This window comes from Nocardia sp. NPDC051570 (assembly GCF_044454005.1).
Classification (GTDB): Bacteria; Actinomycetota; Actinomycetes; order Mycobacteriales; family Mycobacteriaceae; genus Nocardia.
Window position 1 is genome coordinate 368,392 of the sequence record NZ_JBITDI010000009.1, and the last position, 19,681, is coordinate 388,072.

Annotated in this window: 22 protein-coding genes; 14 read left to right on the forward strand and 8 right to left on the reverse strand. The window is 64.7% G+C overall.

What is annotated here, in order from left to right; genetic code table 11:
• Positions 1 to 79: 79 nt before the first annotated feature.
• Positions 80 to 529 carry a phage tail protein gene (locus tag ACIA76_RS24565; RefSeq protein WP_397154447.1) on the reverse strand — a complete coding sequence of 150 codons (450 nt, stop codon included), beginning with the start codon at positions 527 to 529 and terminating at the stop codon, positions 80 to 82.
• A 211-nt stretch (positions 530 to 740) separates the two neighbouring features.
• On the opposite strand from ACIA76_RS24565, the gene ACIA76_RS24570 reads away from it, so the two are divergent.
• Together ACIA76_RS24570 and ACIA76_RS24575 are read left to right on the forward strand one after the other, a co-directional pair.
• The gene (locus ACIA76_RS24570; RefSeq protein WP_397154449.1) at positions 741 to 1,166 is read left to right on the forward strand and encodes a DUF2087 domain-containing protein; all 426 of its coding nucleotides are present in this window, start codon (positions 741 to 743) and stop codon (positions 1,164 to 1,166) included.
• Between the two features lie 2 nt (positions 1,167 to 1,168).
• On the forward strand, positions 1,169 to 1,837 hold the full coding sequence (locus ACIA76_RS24575; RefSeq protein ID WP_397154451.1) for an alpha/beta hydrolase: 669 nt from the start codon (positions 1,169 to 1,171) through the stop codon (positions 1,835 to 1,837).
• A gap of 137 nt (positions 1,838 to 1,974) precedes the next feature.
• On the opposite strand, the gene ACIA76_RS24580 is transcribed toward ACIA76_RS24575, so the two are convergent.
• Positions 1,975 to 3,051: a TIGR03621 family F420-dependent LLM class oxidoreductase gene (locus ACIA76_RS24580; protein WP_397154453.1), complete on the reverse strand. Its 1,077-nt coding sequence runs from the start codon at positions 3,049 to 3,051 to the stop codon at positions 1,975 to 1,977.
• Between the two features lie 145 nt (positions 3,052 to 3,196).
• On the opposite strand from ACIA76_RS24580, the gene ACIA76_RS24585 reads away from it, so the two are divergent.
• Positions 3,197 to 3,421 carry a hypothetical protein gene (locus tag ACIA76_RS24585; RefSeq protein WP_397154455.1) on the forward strand — a complete coding sequence of 75 codons (225 nt, stop codon included), beginning with the start codon at positions 3,197 to 3,199 and terminating at the stop codon, positions 3,419 to 3,421.
• 249 nt (positions 3,422 to 3,670) lie between these two features.
• On the opposite strand, the gene ACIA76_RS24590 is transcribed toward ACIA76_RS24585, so the two are convergent.
• Positions 3,671 to 3,997, reverse strand: a complete 327-nt coding sequence (locus tag ACIA76_RS24590) for a hypothetical protein (RefSeq protein WP_397154457.1) — start codon at positions 3,995 to 3,997, stop codon at positions 3,671 to 3,673.
• A gap of 487 nt (positions 3,998 to 4,484) precedes the next feature.
• Between ACIA76_RS24590 and ACIA76_RS24595 the strand changes: the two genes are divergently transcribed.
• A complete protein-coding gene (locus ACIA76_RS24595; protein WP_397154459.1) occupies positions 4,485 to 4,790 on the forward strand; it encodes a Ser-Thr-rich GPI-anchored membrane family protein in 306 nt (101 codons plus the stop codon).
• A gap of 332 nt (positions 4,791 to 5,122) precedes the next feature.
• Here ACIA76_RS24595 and ACIA76_RS24600 read toward each other — a convergent pair whose 3' ends face one another.
• A complete protein-coding gene (locus tag ACIA76_RS24600; RefSeq protein ID WP_397154460.1) occupies positions 5,123 to 6,052 on the reverse strand; it encodes an aromatic prenyltransferase in 930 nt (309 codons plus the stop codon).
• A gap of 588 nt (positions 6,053 to 6,640) precedes the next feature.
• Between ACIA76_RS24600 and ACIA76_RS24605 the strand changes: the two genes are divergently transcribed.
• Positions 6,641 to 7,153 carry a ricin-type beta-trefoil lectin domain protein gene (locus ACIA76_RS24605; RefSeq protein WP_397154462.1) on the forward strand — a complete coding sequence of 171 codons (513 nt, stop codon included), beginning with the start codon at positions 6,641 to 6,643 and terminating at the stop codon, positions 7,151 to 7,153.
• Between the two features lie 77 nt (positions 7,154 to 7,230).
• Complete coding sequence (locus ACIA76_RS24610; RefSeq protein WP_397154464.1) at positions 7,231 to 7,431, forward strand: hypothetical protein; 201 nt, start codon at positions 7,231 to 7,233, stop codon at positions 7,429 to 7,431.
• Between the two features lie 118 nt (positions 7,432 to 7,549).
• Here the strand turns inward: ACIA76_RS24610 and ACIA76_RS24615 are convergent, their stop codons facing one another.
• A complete protein-coding gene (locus ACIA76_RS24615; protein ID WP_397154466.1) occupies positions 7,550 to 8,287 on the reverse strand; it encodes a HisA/HisF-related TIM barrel protein in 738 nt (245 codons plus the stop codon).
• 282 nt (positions 8,288 to 8,569) lie between these two features.
• Here ACIA76_RS24615 and ACIA76_RS24620 point away from each other — a divergent pair, with 282 nt between their 5' ends.
• Positions 8,570 to 10,240 carry a glycosyltransferase gene (locus ACIA76_RS24620; protein ID WP_397154468.1) on the forward strand — a complete coding sequence of 557 codons (1,671 nt, stop codon included), beginning with the start codon at positions 8,570 to 8,572 and terminating at the stop codon, positions 10,238 to 10,240.
• Positions 10,241 to 10,245: 5 nt separating this feature from the next.
• Here ACIA76_RS24620 and ACIA76_RS24625 read toward each other — a convergent pair whose 3' ends face one another.
• Positions 10,246 to 11,043 (reverse strand): NAD-dependent epimerase/dehydratase family protein, encoded by a 798-nt coding sequence (locus tag ACIA76_RS24625; protein WP_397154539.1) that lies wholly within the window; start codon positions 11,041 to 11,043, stop codon positions 10,246 to 10,248.
• A gap of 1,101 nt (positions 11,044 to 12,144) precedes the next feature.
• Between ACIA76_RS24625 and ACIA76_RS24630 the strand changes: the two genes are divergently transcribed.
• Entirely contained in the window at positions 12,145 to 13,998 is a 1,854-nt protein-coding gene (locus ACIA76_RS24630; RefSeq protein ID WP_397154470.1) for a CocE/NonD family hydrolase, read from the forward strand.
• Between the two features lie 140 nt (positions 13,999 to 14,138).
• On the opposite strand, the gene ACIA76_RS24635 is transcribed toward ACIA76_RS24630, so the two are convergent.
• Complete coding sequence (locus ACIA76_RS24635; protein ID WP_397154472.1) at positions 14,139 to 14,366, reverse strand: hypothetical protein; 228 nt, start codon at positions 14,364 to 14,366, stop codon at positions 14,139 to 14,141.
• 413 nt (positions 14,367 to 14,779) lie between these two features.
• Between ACIA76_RS24635 and ACIA76_RS24640 the strand changes: the two genes are divergently transcribed.
• From ACIA76_RS24640 to ACIA76_RS24655, 4 genes are read left to right on the forward strand one after another with little or no spacing between them, the layout of a single operon-like run.
• The gene (locus ACIA76_RS24640; protein ID WP_397154474.1) at positions 14,780 to 15,082 is read left to right on the forward strand and encodes a hypothetical protein; all 303 of its coding nucleotides are present in this window, start codon (positions 14,780 to 14,782) and stop codon (positions 15,080 to 15,082) included.
• A 45-nt stretch (positions 15,083 to 15,127) separates the two neighbouring features.
• Complete coding sequence (locus tag ACIA76_RS24645; RefSeq protein WP_397154476.1) at positions 15,128 to 16,126, forward strand: transglutaminase domain-containing protein; 999 nt, start codon at positions 15,128 to 15,130, stop codon at positions 16,124 to 16,126.
• The gene (locus ACIA76_RS24650; RefSeq protein ID WP_397154478.1) at positions 16,126 to 16,383 is read left to right on the forward strand and encodes a hypothetical protein; all 258 of its coding nucleotides are present in this window, start codon (positions 16,126 to 16,128) and stop codon (positions 16,381 to 16,383) included. The genes ACIA76_RS24645 and ACIA76_RS24650 overlap by 1 nt, the downstream gene beginning before the upstream one ends.
• A gap of 2 nt (positions 16,384 to 16,385) precedes the next feature.
• A complete protein-coding gene (locus tag ACIA76_RS24655; RefSeq protein ID WP_397154480.1) occupies positions 16,386 to 17,870 on the forward strand; it encodes a class I adenylate-forming enzyme family protein in 1,485 nt (494 codons plus the stop codon).
• A 40-nt stretch (positions 17,871 to 17,910) separates the two neighbouring features.
• Here the strand turns inward: ACIA76_RS24655 and ACIA76_RS24660 are convergent, their stop codons facing one another.
• Positions 17,911 to 18,858, reverse strand: coding sequence for an aromatic prenyltransferase (locus ACIA76_RS24660; RefSeq protein WP_397154482.1), 948 nt, complete (start codon positions 18,856 to 18,858; stop codon positions 17,911 to 17,913).
• A gap of 383 nt (positions 18,859 to 19,241) precedes the next feature.
• On the opposite strand from ACIA76_RS24660, the gene ACIA76_RS24665 reads away from it, so the two are divergent.
• Together ACIA76_RS24665 and ACIA76_RS24670 are read left to right on the forward strand one after the other, a co-directional pair.
• Positions 19,242 to 19,454 (forward strand): hypothetical protein, encoded by a 213-nt coding sequence (locus ACIA76_RS24665; protein WP_397154484.1) that lies wholly within the window; start codon positions 19,242 to 19,244, stop codon positions 19,452 to 19,454.
• A gap of 16 nt (positions 19,455 to 19,470) precedes the next feature.
• Positions 19,471 to 19,596 carry a hypothetical protein gene (locus tag ACIA76_RS24670; protein ID WP_397154486.1) on the forward strand — a complete coding sequence of 42 codons (126 nt, stop codon included), beginning with the start codon at positions 19,471 to 19,473 and terminating at the stop codon, positions 19,594 to 19,596.
• Positions 19,597 to 19,681: the final 85 nt, after the last annotated feature.

The window sequence follows — 19,681 nt, forward strand, 5'->3', positions numbered from 1 at the left end:
GACGCGACAGGGCATTCGCAAGACCCCGGCCGACCCCCAGCGTGCCGACCGGGGCACGGAAAGCGAGTGCGTTCGGGACTCAGTCGAACTCGACGCTGACTCGGTTACCGAGCAGCGAGATCTCCTCGACAGCGATCTCATTGGAGCTCGCATCGAAGTTGGGTGCGGTCAACTTGACCGGGAAAGCGTCGCTGACTTTCCAAGTGACAAGGGGCGTCCCGCCGGACTCATCCGTCAGGCTGATCGTGCAGTCGCGCTTGTCCACTGCGTTCGAACTGACGGACATGAGCCACGAGTACAGCGGGCCGTCCTTGGGGAGCAGACCGCGGCGGAGGGTGACATTGACGGCCTGCCGCTGGCCGGGCATCTGGAACCAGTTCCCCATTCCGTCCTTGTACTCGATCGTGTCGACCCCCAGTTCGAGGCCGCTCACGCCCGAGAAGGTCGCATCGGTCTTACCGTCGCCGTCGATGTCGATCGTGTACCGATAGGTGGGAACGGGGTAAGCGTCGTTCACATACTCGACCATGGAACTCTCCTGATGTATCGAGATCGTTTGGGACACTGCCATTTTCGCTACCGATATGGCCCTGCCACCCGGAAATCGCGAAACTCGCCGCGGGCCGAGCACCCGCGCAGCGCATGACAGGGCCTCTGCAGTACTCACCACCGTGGACTGTCGAGGTGGTGGGTTGGAAATCCGGTTGCGGCCGTGTGCGTCGGGGCGTGACATTGGGAGCATGACTAAGGGGCCTTTCCCGGTTCGACCCCGGCCCGATGGCGGCAGCGGCAGTAGCGATCCGGCTATCGACCGTCTCTATCGCGATGGCCGGTTGGTGTCGATGCCGACGATGAAGGCCCGCAATCGCGCGTTGCGGGAGATGCTGCTCAGCCATATCGCCCGAACACGTTTCGAGCCGGATGTCATCTACACCGAGGGGCAGGTCAACCGGCGTCTGGCAGCCATCTTCGATGATCACGTCGCGTTGCGGCGCTATCTGGTCGAGACGGGCCGCCTCGATCGCACCCGCGACGGAGCCCGCTATTGGCTGCCTGGCACCGAGCAGTCCGCTGAGGCGAGGCATTTCGGGAAGTCCGGAGACGAGCAAACGTTGCCGAATCCAGCTCTGACGCAGAAATTATGTCAGTACGGGTACAACGAATAATTATGCGCCCCTTGATAATACTGCACGGTGCCTGGTTGCGACCGGCCCACTACGACGAGGTCACCGAGGGTCTGCGGCGCGAGGGCATCGCTGTCACGGTGCCTGATCTGGCGGGGCATTCCCTCGCCGAGGGCACCCGACTCGTCCAGGACCTCGCCGATCAGGCGGCCGAGGCGCCGGTGGTACTGGCTCATTCCTTCGGCGGGGTCACCGCGACCGGCCTGAAGGGAATCTCGCATCTGCTGTATCTGTCGAGCTTCGTCTTCGATGTCGGCGAGAACGCCCAACAGTGGATCGCGCGGATCGAACGGGAGACCGGCCGCCAAGGTGCCCCGCTGCCACTCACCATCGATGACACGGGCATGACCCGGCTGGATCCGGATGGTGCCCGCGAAGGCCTATTCGCCGACTGCGCAACCCAAGTCGCGGACCGAGCGATCGATCTCCTGCGCCCCGAACCCGCGTCGATCTTCACCGCCTCACCCGCACAGGCGGCATGGAAGGACACCCCGTCGACCTACATCGCGACGACCGAGGACCGGGCGATCCTGCCCGAAATGGTCGCCCACTTCAGCCAACGCTGCGACAGCACCGTGACCTGGCCGGGCGGTCACTGCCCGTTCCTGAGCCGACCCGCCGACGTCGTGGCCATAGTCCGCGACCACCTCTGACCTATACCCGCAACAGCGTCCGGTAGAAGTCATGGCCCGACCACATCGTCGCGAAATCAAGCGCTGACCGACGTGTGCGCCTGATCGAACGCGCGGTCGCGGCTGCCCGCGCGTTCGAGGAACGTGCGCTCACGCACTTACCGAAGCTGTTCGATCACTTTCGCGAAGGTGGTCATGTGGGTGTTGGAGACGGAGTAGTGGGTGACGGAGTAGGCGTCGCGGTAGTGCCGCAGGGTATCGGCGATGCTTCGTGCCGACCCGTGCAGCACTCCGGGCAGATAGCGCAGCTGCGCCTCGGACAGCTCCGGATTGAACCTGCGGGCCAGCGACAGATCGGCAGCGCCCTGGCCCTGAACGTCCACTGCCTGCATTGTCAGCCCCAGCTCGAGATCCGCGAAACGCTCTCCGGCGGCGGAGCGGACGAACTCGACGCGGCGGGCGAGAGCGGCTGTGCCGGCGTCCTCGGAGTCGATGTCGGCACCGACGGGCACCCCGGCAAGCGCCACCGTGTCGGCATGTTCGGCGGCCACTCGCACCAGGCGGTCCCCGCGTCCGGCCACCAGCAGCGGAATCCGGCGGTGGACCGGTGGTTGATGACCGTTCGCGAACAGCGACCGAATCTCGCCGATGGTGTCGCGCATGTAGTCGATACGTTGCCGCCCGCCCGGGAACGGAAGCCCTGCTGCCTCGAACTCGGGCTTCGCGAAATCCGGTCCGGCACCGAGCCCGAACTCGAACCGGCCATCGGTGAGCTGGTCCACGGTGGCGACGTCACGAGCCAGCAGAGCGGGCCGGTAGAAGCCCGCGTTCAATACCATGGTGCCGACGTGCACATGATTCGTTGCCTCCGCCATGACAATCACGGTGGGAAACGGTGAAGTCATACCCAGATGGTCGGGAACCTGGATCACGTCGTAACCCAGGTCTTCGGCTTGCTGTGCCTTGTCCCGCCACTCGGCACGCGAGCCAGCGGCGGAGAAGCCGACCGCGAACCGAAAAGCGCTCGGCGTCATCTTGTTTCGAACTTCTTCCATACCTTGCACGTTAACCGATCGAACGCTCTCAGCGTCCGCATCTACCCTCGCTGTTACTGCCGCCGCATCCGGCCACGTGCCCTTGGCAACCGAATCCCTAAAGCCGCCTATGTCAGACCGATGACCCGAAAACGCCCGCGCAGAGGCAGACGCGGACGTTCCAGAGACGTTGGTGGCCAACCGATCAGCGGCTGGCCACCATGTGTGCTCGAACCGCGCGCTCCGCGGCATTATCGTGCGTTCATCGGCGCGATGCTGGGCCCCCGGCCACGCCGGGCCACATCCGGGCGCGCGCCGCAGAGATCGGTCCGTAGGGTGAGCTCTCGTGGAATCAGGTACCAAGCTCGAGGACTTACGGTCCGCGCTCTCGTGCGTATACGAAAAGCTCGCCGCCGAGAGCCTCACCGAGCCCGACAGAGTCGAGCTGGTGGCCCGCGCCGAGGTTGTCCAGGACCACATCGACGCGATCCAGGATGTCATCGACACCGACGAGCTCGCACGCACGCGGACTCGGCCCGCGCCGCCACATTCGAGCGATCGGCTGTTCTGAATTACCAGTGGCCGCCCACGATTCCGTCGTTGAGGCCGCGTTATCGTTCTCGTCCGCAAGTTCCCCGGGCCGGGTGGGGCAGAAGGTCGCCGTCGCTATCGACCAACGGCCGAAAGCCCTCCCCCGCCCCCGCCCATCGGTTCGCATCCGGCCGATCGGCACAGCGGTTCAGCGCCGGGTGATGTACTGGGTCCAGGGGAAGGCCTGAACGTCCTTCGGTCCAGATCCCCCGTCGGGAACGGCGGGTCGCTACACGCTCGGCGGGACTACTGCCTGGTCGCCGTCGGCGGTGCCGAGAACCTGGGACCTGAACAGCTGTACGTAGTCGTCGACATCGACGACCAGGAAGCCCATGGGATCGTCTTTGGGGAGAACGTCGTAGTCGAGGACTTGAAAGCGGGCCCCGGTCGCGTTCACGATGGGGAGCCTGCGGGGGATGCGGCGGCCTCCGGTCACCACCACCACGGGACCACTGTCGGTGTATCGGATCGAGAGCGTCCCCACATCCTCCGATGTTGTCGTCGGCGGAATAGACACCGGCGCGGGGCCTTTGGCCTCGGGTTGCGACTCGGGCATCGTTCGGTACTCCTCAGGTCGTGGGCCATCGACGGGGTACATGACCATCCGCCACACAACAGTCTGAGGCCCAACCCTGCGATCCACCCACAGAACCGACACATCTGCCCTCAGCAGCAGCCCGAAAGTCGCTGGGCCGCTGCGGGAAACGCCATGCCACACGAACACATGAACGCACGGTCTTCGGCTGGTTGCGGACGTTCACGAACGCGCGGGTCGCGGCAATATAGGACGTTCTCAACACCGGCCCTGCCGATCTTCTGAGTGTCGCCGTGCGGACGCGTGCGGGCGTCATCGAGTGTTGTAGGTTCTTGCCGTTCATGGCATTTCAGGCAAGCGTGAGCTGCGTATCTACCGCCTGTCTCAGGCGTGGCGTCTGCACCGGGTCTCACACGGTGCGGCATTTCCCAGCGGTCGCGCGCGCGGTGCGTCAGGCTGAGACAGGCCGACCGGCCAGCAGTGCGTCGTGCGAACAGGCGGAGTGGCAATGTCTTTGGCGATCGTTTTTCCAGTCTCCGGAACAACCTGGACTCGGGGCGGATCCGGCCGAGTTGCCTGGAGTGCGACGGGGAGCTCCGTCGGGGGCACGATGGAGGTCGCGCTCTGCGACGCCACCGACCCCGATAATGTGCTGCCCGTGGCCGATCTCGCAGCTGGAGTGCGAACCGATCGAGGCTCCCTGACAGTCGATGTCTCGCCGACTTGGCCCCCGTCTCAGTCCTATGCAATTCGTGTTGTCGTCGACAACGATGCCGAACCCCCGGTGTACAGCCCCCGCTTCTCGGTTATCTAGGAGGCGGTGTCCCCGAGTACTTCTGAGTCGCGGGCATCTGTTCATGAAGTTCGCCGCGTGGCCGATTCGAACCGCGCGGCATACGGCTGCGCATTGAGCGGCCCTGTCGACCAACCCAATCTGGGCGATTGACCGACGCGCGGCCAGCGGCAATATAGGACGTTCGCAGGATCTGGCCGACTGACGCTCTGGTCTGATCAACCGGGCGTTGGGTGGTGGCTGATGCGGACGTTCAGTGTGCGCGATTGCGGCAGGCGATGTGTTCGGGACTCGTCGGCTTCGGCAGGCAGCAGCCGGCGCTCACACCGTATGCGCCCGGTGGGTGTGGTTGGTCAGTGACTGCGGGGCGAGGGCTGGGTACTCCCGTGGGGTGCCAGTTGGTCTGGGGTTCGGCCGCCCGGGAGGGTGACGTGCTGGGTCGAGGTGTACTCGGCCTGGACCTTGTAGTACCGGTCGTTCGGGCCGTAGGCGGTGTAGAAGGTGAAGCCGCGCGGTCCGGTTCCGGCGTAGGGTGCGCCGGAAACGAAGCGGTCCAGGACGGGATCGAGGTGGCGCGGGAAGCTGGTGGCGTCATACCGTACGGGGAAGCAGATGCGTTGCATCCGTGGGGAAGTCCAGGAGAAGGTGCGGTACAGGTCGAAGGTCTGGCCGAGCAGCGCGAGCTCCTGGTCGGTGGCCGCGACGAAGTCGAGGTCGGCGAGGATCGTGCTGATGTCGGTGTCGGTGAGTTGGCCGGGGGCGAATGGCTGTGAGTAGAGGTTCATGGTGCGGCTGGCGAAATCCAGTGCCAGTATCGCGATGTGGCCGCCGTAGCGGTTCAGGTGTGCGGCGTGCGCACGCGCCGCGTCGGGCATGCCCGCGAATCCGAGGATGCGTTCCACGCTGAGCAATTCGGGAAACAGCAGCCAGATCTTCTCGACTCCGCGAGCGACTCCGACGTCGACACCGAAGGACGCCGGCACGGCCGCGGGAATGTCGGTGAGCAGCTGTTCCATCGGATGTCCGGTGAACTCCAGCAGTCCGGTCTCGCGTAGCGTCGTCACCGGGTCGACGCCCGGACCGGAGTTCATCAACCGCACGTTCAGCTGCCGCTGCGCTACCGGATGCGTGGTCGTGCGAACACCGATCACCGAGGTGGTCCACAAATCCTCGAGCGCCTCGAGTACCGGATCCATCACCGCCGGGTCGTATCGGACCTCGGCCAGGCGTGCGAATTCCTGCAGATCTTGTCGGATCCGATCGAGCGTCACGACAACGGACATGCCCCAGGTCACCTCGAATTTCCAACTGCGATCGACACCGAGCCACCGAGGGCCCTGTGTATTTCGCTCAGGATAGCCCGGTCCTCGCGGGTTGATCGCTGAACTCGACAGGGGACCGCATTCTCGCGCCAAGTCCGCCACCATCCAGCGCTCAGCGGACGCGGCGTCACCCGTTGCGGGTGCCGTCGGGGTTCGCGGCCCACCCCGGCCACGATCTTCAAATCGGTGACCGGCAGGTTGCCGCCGAGCCAGTCCCGAACGAGCATCACACTGGGATCTAAACTCTCCCGCTCATCGGAGCCATGTGCGGATGTCCTGAGCGGCAACTGATCTCATCCCGTCAGACGCCCGCCCCGCGGCATGACAGCGCGTCCGATTCGGCCGCCCAGCGGCTGGTTCGAGCAACACGGCATACTGCACGGCAGCGTGTTACCTGATCGACGGTGGCCGGGCATGGCTACGCCGCCCTGGTAAGACATCGGCCGGGCAACACACCCCTTGGCCTCACCATCCGTTCCCCTCTGCGGCTACGAAGATCGAATAGCGGTCGCCGTGAGCGATCATCGACCAAGGAGAGGCCGGATCTCGATGCGCGTATCCCGTTTCAGTCGGACTGTTCTGACCGCCGCACTCGTATCGTCCGCCGCGGCGACCGCCACCATCGCCGCAGCCACCCAACCGGCCCACGCCGACTGGCCGCGCACAACCATGCAAATCGCCAGCCTCGACCCCGACCACGCCGGCCGATGCCTCAACATGCAATCCAACAACACCCTGCACACCGTCTCGTGTGCCGACGGCGTAGCGCGGCAACAATGGCAGCAGGTCCCGGTCGGAAACGCAGGCAAGCTGAAGAACGTCCAGACCGGGCTCTGCGCGGACACCGGCACACCCGTAGAGAAAGTCGTCGGCAACAGATGCAAAGACACCCAGGCCCTGTGGAGCTACGACTCGGGCAGCAACCGTATCGTCACGAAAACCGGCACCGGGGCCGAGTTCTGCTTGGGGGCGGCATCGAAGGTCAACGACCCCGTTGAGGTTTCCTCGTGTAACTCCACCAGGACATCGAGCTTGAAGTGGGAGGTCCGCTCCGTCGGCTGATCCCCTCTGCCACGGGGTCGTGACCGACATAGACGCGCGCGAATCCCGGTTCAGTCAACAGAATCCGGTCAACAGGGGTGCTCGATGAGCATTGCGAGCACCCCGGGGCCGCGGCGGTTTGGCTCGATCTGGAACGGTGTCGCCCCTACTTCTTCACCGGCGAGTATGAGGACCTTCGCGAGTACTTCGTGGTGGACGAAGACTGCGTCGATGAGCTCGCCTGGGAGCCATCCGAAATCATCGACCTTGGAACCGATCCCACGACAGCCAGGGCTTGACGCTGTAAGCCTTTACCGTGCGTCTGGAGTCGCGTGTTGTCAGTGGTAGATATGAGTGTTCGCAGCTGTATATGGGCGAGGGACGGAGGTAGGGCGGGGTCGCGGAGCGGGCACCCGACTACGGTCGGCACACCGCAGCGTTCGCGTCAGCCAGGGTGAAAGCGTCTGCGTAGAGTGCGCGGCCGATCAGGGCGCCGGTGATGCCGTCGGTGGTGAGTGCGGCCACAGCGCACAGGTCGTCGAGGGTGGCGATGCCTCCGGCGGCCAGGATCTGTGCGTCGGTGCGGGCACACACTTGCCGGAGCAGATCGAGGTTGGGGCCGGACAGGGTGCCTTCGCGGCCGATGTCGGTGACCGCGTAGCGGGCACAGCCCATGCGGTCGAAGCGTTCCAGCACGTCCCACAGGTCGCCGCCGTCGTCGGCGCGTCCGTGCATGGCCAGTCGCGGTCCGTGCGGTGCGATCCACACCGGCAGGGTGATACCGATGCGGTCGCCGTGTTCGGCGATGACTGTGCGGCACCAGTTTTCGTCGGCGAATGCGGCAGTGCCCAGGTTCACTCGCGTACATCCGGTCGACAGCGCGCGATCCAGAGAGTCGTCGTCAACGACCGCACCGGTCATCAGCTGGATGTCGATCGCGACGGTGTCGACGATGCGGCGGACGTCGTCGGGATCGAAGTGGTAGTCCTCGCGTTCGAGCGCCAGCAGATGGATCCACTTCGCGCCCTGCTCCTGGAACCACAATGCAGTCTTGATCGGATCGCTACGCACAGGTTCGGCGACCACCTCCCCTCGGACGAGGTGAACCAGTCGCCCCCCGGCCAGATGTATCGACGGAAACAGTGTGAACGACATCGGCTTTCACTCCATTCGCTCGCGCAGGCGCCGAGACGCAATGTCGCCCAGGGTAGTTGGTAGTGCGGGCCCCGCGCAGATACCCAAGGTGATCTCGGGCAGTTGATCTTCGGGCATGGCTTGTGGCTGTTCACGTCGCGCGTCATGCGGCATAGGATGTTGGACCACGACTGTCCCGCCGCGGTGAATCCGGTGCATTCGTCGGCTCTGGTGGCTCTGCTGAATGATTCGGCTGCCGTTACTGTTTCGGAGGGGTAGCGGATTACGCGGAGGGAGTCGACGATGTCGGATCGAGCGGTGAACGGCCGCGTCGAGTCGCCGCTCCCTCCGGTGCAGGTGCTGATGCGGGAGGGGTGGTCGCCCGCGCGCACCGTGTCCGGGAGGCTGCAGGTAATGGCGGCGGACGGGAGTGTGATAACGCCGGATCGGATCCGTCGGTGGTATCCCGACGACGAGGTCGATGTTGTCCAGGTCGATCCGATCCTGGTGCAGGAGTGGTTGTTACGGACCCGACGCAGCGAGATCGCCGACCTGATGGCGAACGAATTCGCCCGGCAACATCCAGACGTGGCCGCAAGGTTCGGTTTAGCGAAGTGGCAGAAGGCTTTCGGGGTGATGGTGGCCGCGATCATCGCCGTGTTGCTGGTGGTGGCGCCGGCGATTCTGCTGGCCGTCCTGACGGCGGTGTTCGTGGTGTTCAGTCTCGTCAACGTAGGGGTTTCGGCAGTTTCGTTGTTTCCGCAACGACGTCGGTCGGTCGAAGACCGTGGCGAGCCCATGCTTGCCGAGGAGGACCTGCCCCGTTACACGGTGCTGGTGCCGGCCTATCGGGAGGAGACGGTGGTCGGGAATCTCGTGCGGCATCTGGCGGCGTTGGATTACCCGCCGGACCTGCTCGAAGTCCTCATCCTTGTCGAGGAACACGACCCTGGTACGAAACAGGCTGTGCTGGAGGCGGATCCGCCCAGTTTTATCCGGATCGTCGAGTTGCCGCCGGGGTCACCGCAAACCAAGCCACGCGGATGCAATCTGGGCCTGATGCTGGCCCGCGGCGAGATCGTGGTGATCTTCGACGCGGAAGACCGCCCCGAGCCCGACCAGCTACGCAGGGTGGCAGCGCGATTCGCCGCCTCCGATGCCCGATTGGGCTGCGTCCAGGCGAAGCTGATGTTCGACAACGCTGAATGCAATCTACTGACTGGGCAGTTCGCGATGGAGTATGCGCTGAAGTTCGATTTGACGATCGTCGGGCTGGCCAGCGCCCGGCTGCCGATCTCGCTGGGCGGCACCAGCAATCACTTCCGCACCGAGTTCCTCCGTACCGTCGGTGGCTGGGACGCGTGGAATGTCACCGAGGACGCTGATCTCGGGATGCGCTGTGCCTCAATGGGTTATCGCACGGAGGTGGTTGATTCGATCACCTGGGAGGAGGCGACGGCTCAGCTCGCGCCCTACATTCGCCAACGCACCCGCTGGATGAAGGGCTGGTTGATGACCAGCGTGGTGCACACCCGACGACCGCTGGCCAGTGTCCGCCGTTTCGGGTTGTTCGGGCTCGTGAGCCTGCTCGGCATCGTCGCCGCGACCCCGTTCATCGCTCTGGTCCAGCCGATGCTGGTCGTGCTGGCCGTCCTCACGCTGACCGGACCCCACTGGTCATCGATCGGCGCAGGCATCGCCGGACCGAGCACGATCATGGTGGGTGTGGCGGTCGCCGCATGGATCATCGTGACCGCCGTTGCCGCTCACCGTCGGCGGATCGCTCCCGCATGGATCGCGATCCTGCTGCCGGTATATTGGCTGGCGCTGTGTGTGGCTACGTGGCGAGCCCTGTTCCAGCTGATCCGATCACCGTTTACCTGGGAGAAGACACCACACGGTGTCACCAGTGCGCGCGTGTTCGCCGACCACCGCGACCGCGCTCCGGTCGGCGCGACACCGACACCTGACTGACCGCCTCACCCACCCTGCCACCCAGGATCTGGCGCATCCAGCTCCGGTGAGCAGAACCATCCACCGAGATACGTGTCGAACTGTCCGCTGCCGGTGGGGATTTCGTGTGCATGGCGTTCGGAGTCGTCACGCGGGTGATATCCGAGCGAGCGTGCCTCATGCAGTGACCACCAGCGGCGTGTGTTCGCCGAAATACCCCACACCACACGGAATCCCGGCGACGGCGCCGACAGCGCGGCTTCGACGAGGCGAGCAGCATCGTCCGGGGAAAGCCACGACGCCAGCATGTCGGTGTCGAGCGGGCGCGGGAAGCACCCGCCGATCCGCAGGCATATCACATCGAGGCCGTAACGATCGTGGTAGAGGCTGCCCAACGCCTCCCCCGTCGCCTTGCTGAGTCCGTAGAACGTGTCCGGCCGGGGCGAAAGATAGTCCGGGGCCTGCTTTCCGTCGTTGGGGTGGAAGCCGACCGCATGAGCGCTGCTGGCAAACACCACCCGCGACACCCCCGCGCGCCGCGCTGCTTCGAACACCACATAACTGCCATGGATGTTGTGCAGCAGGACTTCGGCCCACGGATGCTCGGTACTCAACGCGGCGAGGTGCACTACCGCATCGACACCCACACATGCCGATGTCATTTCCTCGAGATCGGTCACCGACCCACGCAAGATCTCGACACGCTCGCCCGGCCCAGCTGCGGAGATCTCCGCGATGTCTACCAAGCGCAGCAGCCGATCCGCGCGAATCATGCGGGACCGCAGCAGCGTAGCGACATTGCCAGCGGCACCGGTAATCAGCACAGTCTGAGTCAACGAGGCTCCTGGATTGAAAGTCGGGCACCATCACAACATCACAAGAGCCAAGCCTGCGGCAATAACATGCATCGGGGAACAGCCGAGCGGGTTCACCCGGACGTCCGCTCGTCGGCTCGTTGCGGACGTTCACGAGATCGACTGGCCACCAACGACTACAGCTCAGCTGAACGCCCGCGCAGCGGCATAGAGTGCGTTCCTACAGGGCCCGCGACGGCGGCGTCGGCCAACCGGCGCCGATACCGAGAATGCACACGCACCGAAACCGTTTCACATCCCGGACAGCGGGCCGTATTCGGCGGCACCGGCTGTCTCCAGACCACGGCATCCCCTCCGGAACAGACGTCGCGGATCACCAAATTCCCATAGTGTGGCAACAACTTTCGAACCAGATCAACGCACGCCCACCGCCATCACCCATGCAGAACCAGATCGGACGCCAACACGCCGAGCAGTGCAATCACACTGTTTTGCGCCAGAACCCTTCCCCTTGGCAGCCGACACCCAGGCGCCGCGTTCGTATCCCGACAGTCCCGCTACCGACTTGTGCCAAATCTTCAGGACCAGAATGTATTACGGTCATAGTGACACGGTAAGACCGCGGAATCCGCGCCTATACTGGGGCAATACCCGTCGTGAAGTCTCGATCGGCGACGAGGTAGGGGAGATCCGGATGCGGCGTCGAAAATCGGACGTATTCAACGACCCTCCTGTGGAGTTGACCCGCGGGCAATTGGAACGTGGCGTGGTGAAGGCGTGAAGGGCGGCACGGGAAGCACAGGGGTCGCTGCGCCTGACGAAGCGGTCGCAGTATCGACGATATCGGGCCACCGCGGGAAACGTGTATGTCGACTGGCCTCGCTGGAAAGCCGCATACCTGCGTGAACAGGGAGGTGCAAGACCTCTCCGCTGGGAGCTGCGGCGCGTCGAGGAGGACGAGGTCGTCGAGACTGATGTATTCGTGCGTCCTACTGCTCATCGTGCTAGGTCCGTGCATTTTTCGGCCAGGTTGTCGATGTAGCGCAGGGTTCGAAGCATAGGCCCCGAACGGGAGGCACCGACTGCACCAGTCCCTTTGGAGGTACGACGATGCGCCGATTGTCGATTACGGCCGTGACGGCCGCCGCCGCGGCAACGCTGCTGGTCAACATGGTGTCGATCGGTGCCGCTGCGGCGGACACCGGTCCAGGGACATGGCAGGCCCGCCCTGCGGGCTACGACGTGGTCATCGATCATGACGTCCCGATCCGGATGAGTGACGGGGTGCGGTTGGCCGCCGATATCCGGCGACCCGGCCACGGTGGGCAGCCAGCCGAGGGCAGGTTCCCGGTGCTGGTCACCCAGACCCCGTACAACAAGAACACCCCTGGGCTCAACTTCGCCGACGACTACCTGGTGCAACACGGATATGTGCAGGTCGTGGTGGACGTGCGGGGCACCGGTGCCTCCGAAGGCGACTGGGGGGTGTGGTCGGATCGCGAGCAGCGTGACGGCAAGGAGATCGTGGAATGGGCGGCCTCGCCCGACCAGCCGTGGAGTGATGGCCGGATCGGCCTGACCGGCGCCTCCTACGGTGCGGTGAACCAGTTCTTCACCGCGGCCCTGCATCCGCGAGGGCTGAAGGCACTGTTTCCGGCGGTCCCGGTGGGCGATCTCTACCGCGACGTGGTGATGACTGGCGGGCAGTTCGCCGCCGGTCTGAGCTCCGGGCTGGTTATCGGCCTGATTGCGATCCCGAGCGCGTTGCCCCCCGGCGATGCGCTCGAGGATCCGGTCCGCGCCGCCAGGGTGGTGCTCGAACATCTCGCCAACACCTCGTCGTTCAAGATTCCGCTGCTGGCCAGCGCACTCTCGGGTGGGCAACGTGCGTTCGACGGCCCGTTCTTCGCCGAGCGTTCGGCGAACAACGTGATCGACCAGGTGCAGGTGCCGACCTTCCTGGTCGGCGGCCACTTCGAATTCTCCCAGCGCAGCGGACCTCTGCTGTATCAGCAGCTGGTCGCCAACCACGTCCCGTCGCGGCTGCTGCTCGGGCCGTGGTACCACCTCGACGCGGCCTTCGCCGACGGCGGTAACACCGCGCCCGGACTCCTCCCGCCGTGGCAGGGACCGTCACTGCCGGAGTTGCAGCTGCGCTGGTTCGACCACTACGTGCGCGGCGACGCCGACCCCGACCTCGAAGCCGAGCAACAGACCCCGATCACCTACCAGGAACTCGGTTCCCAGCAATGGAAGACCGCCACCCAGTGGCCGCCCGCCGACACCCGGTCACGCAAGCTGACGCTGGCGGGACCGGCGACCCCCGGTCGGCCAGGCCGCCTGTCCACCGGCGAGGAATCCGGCGGCCCCGACCTGCTGCCCTGGAATCCCTTGGCCGGTGCGTGCTCGATGACGACCGCCGTGTGGTCAGCCGGAACCCTGGGCCGGGGCATCTGTGACGGTGATCAGCGGAACAACGACGCCACCGGTCTCACCTACGACCTGCCGGTCACCGAACCACTGACACTGACCGGCCCGATCAACGCACACCTGTCGGTCGCCACCCCCGGGCGAGATGGCCAGCTCACCGTGCGAGTGGAGGACCTCGCCCCGGACGGGAACGTCACGTTCCTCACTGCAGGGTGGCAGAGCCTGTCCCTGCGGAAGCTGGACGAGTCACGCTCGGAGATCCGTGACGGCCTGATCGTGCGACCCTGGCACCCCTACACCGAGGACTCCGTCGAACCGGTGCCCGCGAACATCCCGGTCCCGGTGGACATCGAGGTGCTTCCCACCGCCGCGGTCATCGCGCCAGGACACACACTCCGCGTCGCCATACAGACCGAGGACTTCCCGCACCTGACCCCACCGATCCCGCAAGAGCTCGCCAGCATCGGAGCGGGCATCACCATCTCCCACGACACCGCGGCACCGTCCTGGATCACCCTGTCCACCGTCAACTGAAATGCCCACGCCATCGGCTTCGTTTGACGGTGCCGAACACCGTCAGTGGTGAACCGACCGTCGATGGAATCGCTCATAACCCGGTGATTCCGTGCCCTGCGTGACAGGAGTCGATGGAGACAACCCGGCCTTCCCCACGCTTATCTGCGGAACACACGTATATCCGACCACGAACCATCACCGAAGTCGTTGCACTGAACACGAATGCCCTGCTCCAGAGCCGCCATGTACTCGACCGGTACTTGCTGTTCCGATACGGCGCAAAGCAATCCGGTCTCACCGGGCTGGTGCGGCGGTTCGAAGTCGGCGTCGATGGCGATAAAGAGACCACCACAGCCGCCCGTGTTCGTTGCAATCACGACGTGCACTTGGCGAACAGCAACCGGAAGGTCGACGACCCCAGCACGATAACGACACAACGACCAAGCGCTCCACAGGATTTCGATAAGACACGCAATCCGAGGTTCCGTGGCGGGTAAACCATCACGACATCGCGGTTCAGGAGCACGAGGACGGTCGCTCATCGGCTGATTTCCGGATGTCCTGAACCGCAGTGCATTTCACCTCACCAGCCGCGCGCTCAGCGGTCATGTCAGGACGTTCAGATGACGGCTGCCGGCGAGCGGGGTCTACTCAGGGGCAGACATTCCGACTTGTGGGCGTATACCGAATGCCTCGGGGCGGTTGATGTTGGGGTGCAACTGATCTCGAGCCGTGACGGGCTTCGGCGTGGGAGCATCAGTATCGGTCAGCGACCGGCTGACCGGAAGGAGGCAACGCCATGTCTGACGAGCAAGCCGCACCAGAAGCCACAGACCTGGGCGAGATCCCGTCGACAATCACCGTGAGCGAGACACCTGCTGCGACAGATGCCCGCGACATGCTGTTGCAGGCCATCGGCCAGGAAGCGCGACATATCGCCGAGAAGTCCGCCGGACAGGCATCCACAGCGTTGGAGGTGCTCGCCCGTGCCTATGCGCTGGTGGTTTCAAGCCCGGTGACTGTGGCACTGCCAGGCACCTCAACACCTACGGGGCGACTCACTCAGGTCAATCTCGATACCGACTATTGGCTGTCGAAGTAAGTATTGAGCTTCGCTCTCTATGAGCCTCCAAGGAGTAATGCCCCCATGCACCGTTCCGATGAGGTACCCCTTGAAGCTCTTGTCCCGGGGCTTGACCAGTTCCGTTTCGTCCCACTCGACGTGGCGCACCACTGCGTCGATCTCGCTTCTGCCGCTGGCCAATTGCGTACCCTGCCGGAGCATGTCGCCGCGCTGGTCGTGCGGGGGCTTCCGTGTGGGACGGACCCTGAGCGGGGTCTGCTGTTCGACCCCGCCGACCTGATGAACCTCGGGCGCGCCTCTCGCACTGGGCGCACGCATTCGGAAGTGGTCTGGAGATACCTGATGGGTTTTTCCGCCGGGTCTTCCAGGGAATGGTTGGCTGCGAAGGACTGGATGATCACGCTGCGGCTGCCTGATCATGGGTCCGGCTGTTTCCGGGTTCGTGTCCCTGACTGGACAGCTGCGGGCATCACTCGGTTGCCGGCGCCCGGTCTGCGCCTGCCCGCACCGGATGTCGAGTTCAGTACCGACGGATACCAGGTGGCGGTACGAGTGGCCGGTGAGTTCGATGAGGTCCGTGACCCGCGCGCCCGGGATGTCTACCGGGACATGCTCGACGAGTTGGAGGCCGGCAGGGTCGGCTACCAATGCGTGGCCGAGCCGCTGCGGCTGGACCATCACCGTGCGTGGGAGCTGGGCATGGCCGACTGCATCGTGGTCAGCCGGGTGATCGCCGACCGGTTCCGCGAACTGGGCTTGACCGCACGTGCCCGCCGGGGGTTCCTGCCTGGACCGGTGGGCAGTGAGCACGCATGGTGCGAGATCTATGAGGACAGCCGGTGGAAGACGGTCGATGTGGGTTTCGCCTTCCGCTTCCATGTGTTGCCGTCTGGTCAACGCCCCCCTCAAACCGATGAGTTCGTCGCCGCCTGTTTCGGCAGTCGGTTCAACCGCCTCGTGCCGTGTGCGGCGCCGGACGCGACCTCGATCTTGTATGAGAACTCTGAGCCCCGCACCATGCTTCTCGCGTTGGTTGCCGGTTCGAACTGGAAGGATTCCTGATGACCACCCCGCTCGCCCTGTCCTATGCCCGCGAGGTCGTCAAGGGGTGTTTGGACCTGCCTGCCCTGATCGACCTGATCGGCGACGCCGACGAACTGGTGTCCGGCGGAGTCAATTCCGGTGAAATCATCCGCATCGCGCAACGGTGCGAGGAAATCCTCGACCGCGCACTCACCAGCGACGAACTCACCGGCATCGACACCATCACCGCGGTCGCCGCACTGCTGGGGAACGGCAACCAGGACAAGGACAACTGACGATGTGGCTCCAGCAACTGTTGCAGCGTCAAACGATTCGCACTCCCGAGACCGTCGCGCTGCGCGATCAGCGCCGTGCGGTCACCTGGCGCGGCCTCGACCGGGACGCACGCGCCATGGCGCACGCGATCGGGCAGCACAGCCGGCCGGGGGGACGTGTCGTGCTGCTGACCGCCAACCGGGTCGAGGCCGTGGAAGCGCTGTTCGCCTGTGCGCTCACCGGAACCATTCTCGTCCCGATCAATCCGGCCCTGACCGACCGCGAGATCAGCCACATCGTCCGTGCCGTGTCCGCGAACTATGCGATTGCCGACCCCTCCGGTCGCGAGCAACTTGCCCGGATACGGTCGGGTCTGACGACTCTGTCCATCGAGGACCTACCCGAACCGGCTGCTGGGTGGGGGGCCGGGCCTGGTGGGGCGCTCGGCGACCCGCTCGCGATTCTGCACACCTCGGCGACCACGGGCCTACCCAAGGGAGTCGTCGTCGATCAGCGCTACTTCCAAGCTCAGGCGTTGTCCTGGCTGGCCGAGGTACGTCCGGAACCAGGCACGGTGTACCTGCACCCTGGACCGCTGTGTCACGGGAGCATGGTGATCGCCCTGAACTACCTCGCCGCTGATGCGACCCTGTGCGTGCTGGACAAGTTCACTCCGCAGGCATTTCTGGCGGGTGTGCACATCTGGCGGGCCGAACACACGTTCCTCGTCCCGGCCATGATCGCGCTGCTGCTGGACAGCAGACAACTGGCCGAGACCGACCTCACGTCGCTGCGCCTGGTCATGCACGGAGCCGCACCGTGCCCACCGGAACTGGCAGACAAGGCCGGCGAGGCACTCGACGTGGAGATCCGAACGATCTTCGGGATCACCGAAGGCGGCGGCCCCGTGATCTCGCTCGGACCCGCTGACCAGGCCGGTGCCGCAACAGTATCCGGCGCGACCTGCGCGGGACTGCCCATGCCGGGGGTCACCGCACGCATCGTCGATACCGCGGGTATCGAGCTGGCGCCCAACGAGATCGGCGCTCTGCAGCTACGCAGCGACGGGATCATGCAAGGGTATTGGAACAATCCCGAGGCGACCGAGTCCATCCTCGCGAACGGTTGGTTGGCCACCGGAGACCTGGGCTACCGCGACGGTCGAGGGTACGTGTGGATAGTCGACCGCCGTGTCGACCTGATCCTGCGCGGCGGCCAAAACGTCTATCCCGCCGAGATCGAACATGTCCTGCGCGCAATCCCCTGGGTGGTCGATGTGGCCGTGGTCGCCGCGCCGTCGGCAACCTGGGGTCAGCTGCCGGTCGCGTTCGTGCAGCCTGCCGCAGGGGCCGACTTCGACGAGAAGGAGTTGATCTCGCACTGTGTGCAGGAGTTGGCAAGCTACAAGCGGCCGAGCAGATTCATTCGGATCGATCAGCTTCCCCGCAACGCGGCGGGCAAGGTACTGCGTCGACAGCTGGCACAAGGCACCGACGTCCAGCTGTGATGTCTTCGGGGGTCAGGGATTTGCTGACGAGGTCGGGACTCTAGTCCACCTGACGGTGGACATGCGGAGTGGTGCCGCCCGGGAGAAGTGAGTTCGGGGCGATGGCGTACTCGGCCTGCACCTTGTAATACCGATCGGTCTGGCCGTAGGCGGCGTAGAACACGAAACCGTGCGGCCCCGGTGCCGGGAACGGGGCTCCGGTCACGAAGCGATCCAGCAACGGGTCGAGATGCCTCGGGAACGTCGCGGCGTCGCAACGGTAGGGGAAACAGATACGTTGCATGCGCGGCGAGGTCCAGGAGAAAGTCCGGTAGACGTTGAACGTGTTCCCCAGCAGCGACAACTCTTCCTCGGTAGGCGCAACGAAGTCGAGGTCGGCAAGGATTGCGGTGATATCCGCGGCGGTCAGTTCTCCGGGGGCGAGTATTCGGGAGTACAAGTTCATCGTGTGACTGACGAAATCCACTGCCATAATCGCGAACTCACCGCCATAGCGGGCAAGATGCGCCTCATGCCCGCGCGCCGCCTCGGGCATACCCCCGAACGCCAGCATCCGGTCCACGCTGACCAGCTCCGGGAAAATCAGCCAGACCTTCTGAATTCCGGTCCCGATCGCGACGTCGACAGCCGCAACAGCTGGCACGGCAGCGGAAACCTCACTCAGCAACTGCTCCATCGGATGCCCGGTGAACGTGACCAAGCCGGCATCGCGCAGTCGCGACAGCAGGGCGGCCGGGTCGCCCGCATTGGTCAACCGCACATTGACATCACGCTCGGGCAGCGGCTGCGTGGTCGTCCGGACAGCTATCGCCGAGCTTGCCCACTCCTCAGCGAGCACATCAAGCACCCGATCCACAATCAACGAGTCGTAGGGGACTTCGGCCAGACGCGCGTACTGCTGTAGATCTACTCGCAGCCGGTCCAATGTCACACCAGCGGATGCGCTCATCTTTACCTCAATCTTCCACGGCCACAGGCGGATTGCCACCACGAGGATAGCCGCTCACCCACGCGCCGGAGAGGAATGCTCTGCTACATCGGCCCGATCGGTCCGCTCCAGGAGGACGAGTCGGCTGCCCCCGGCCTTGTCCGGTATGGCGCGCAAATGGCTTGCGTCCCATCGGGTGGCGGGCTCCAAGGTTGCGGAACGCGTGCCCGTGAGGGTTTATGTGTGCTGGGCTACGCACCGTGGCGAGCGCGCGCAATTCGCCTTTTCAGTGCGTTGCCGACGCCGAGTGGTCTCGGCCCGTTGATCTTCGGGGTGACGGGTGGCCGCTTCGAACCGCCCGCCCAGCGGCTACAGGTCGTTTGCGATGCGAAGCAGGATTCCCAATGTAACAGCACTTATATAGGTGCTGTTCCGATCAGTGGATGGACGACGAGCTTGTGGGAGATCCAACCGAGCACAGTCACTGGCGGCCTTTGCGGCAGCTGCATGCCGCGATGGACGCTGACATCGCCGCGATCTATACCGAGGCACACGTCGAGGGCTTTGAGCCGAGCTTCGTGATGGAACTGATCCGCTTGCATGCGCGGGGTCCGATGACGATCGCCGAATCGGTGCAACGTTCGTTCGGCGATTAGTCAGAAGGTGGAGGCGATGCGGACCGCTGGCCTGGTCCGGACCACGACCGGCGTTGATGCGCGCAGTAAGAAGGTCACGCTGACCGCGCGGGCACGGCGTATCGCGTCGGCCGAGTGGCGTGCTGAGGTTTCCCCCGGATAGTGGACACTGATTTGGCAGGACCGGAGGTCCTGCTGGAAGGATGTCGCTATGCCTCCTCGCAAGCGCCGGTCGTTCACGGCCGAGT

Bases quoted from the DNA above. Each gene is read 5' to 3' on its own strand.
- ACIA76_RS24565 (WP_397154447.1), bottom strand. From the start codon at position 529: ATGGTCGAGTATGTGAACGACGCTTACCCCGTTCCCACCTATCGGTAC.
- ACIA76_RS24655 (WP_397154480.1), top strand. From the start codon at position 16,386: ATGTGGCTCCAGCAACTGTTGCAGCGTCAAACGATTCGCACTCCCGAG.
- ACIA76_RS24605 (WP_397154462.1), top strand. From the start codon at position 6,641: ATGCGCGTATCCCGTTTCAGTCGGACTGTTCTGACCGCCGCACTCGTA.
- ACIA76_RS24640 (WP_397154474.1), top strand. From the start codon at position 14,780: ATGTCTGACGAGCAAGCCGCACCAGAAGCCACAGACCTGGGCGAGATC.
- ACIA76_RS24615 (WP_397154466.1), bottom strand. From the start codon at position 8,287: ATGTCGTTCACACTGTTTCCGTCGATACATCTGGCCGGGGGGCGACTG.
- ACIA76_RS24650 (WP_397154478.1), top strand. From the start codon at position 16,126: ATGACCACCCCGCTCGCCCTGTCCTATGCCCGCGAGGTCGTCAAGGGG.
- ACIA76_RS24670 (WP_397154486.1), top strand. From the start codon at position 19,471: ATGCGGACCGCTGGCCTGGTCCGGACCACGACCGGCGTTGATGCGCGC.
- ACIA76_RS24575 (WP_397154451.1), top strand. From the start codon at position 1,169: ATGCGCCCCTTGATAATACTGCACGGTGCCTGGTTGCGACCGGCCCAC.
- ACIA76_RS24620 (WP_397154468.1), top strand. From the start codon at position 8,570: ATGTCGGATCGAGCGGTGAACGGCCGCGTCGAGTCGCCGCTCCCTCCG.
- ACIA76_RS24570 (WP_397154449.1), top strand. From the start codon at position 741: ATGACTAAGGGGCCTTTCCCGGTTCGACCCCGGCCCGATGGCGGCAGC.
- ACIA76_RS24595 (WP_397154459.1), top strand. From the start codon at position 4,485: ATGTCTTTGGCGATCGTTTTTCCAGTCTCCGGAACAACCTGGACTCGG.
- ACIA76_RS24645 (WP_397154476.1), top strand. From the start codon at position 15,128: ATGCACCGTTCCGATGAGGTACCCCTTGAAGCTCTTGTCCCGGGGCTT.
- ACIA76_RS24665 (WP_397154484.1), top strand. From the start codon at position 19,242: ATGGACGACGAGCTTGTGGGAGATCCAACCGAGCACAGTCACTGGCGG.
- ACIA76_RS24600 (WP_397154460.1), bottom strand. From the start codon at position 6,052: ATGTCCGTTGTCGTGACGCTCGATCGGATCCGACAAGATCTGCAGGAA.
- ACIA76_RS24590 (WP_397154457.1), bottom strand. From the start codon at position 3,997: ATGCCCGAGTCGCAACCCGAGGCCAAAGGCCCCGCGCCGGTGTCTATT.
- ACIA76_RS24630 (WP_397154470.1), top strand. From the start codon at position 12,145: ATGCGCCGATTGTCGATTACGGCCGTGACGGCCGCCGCCGCGGCAACG.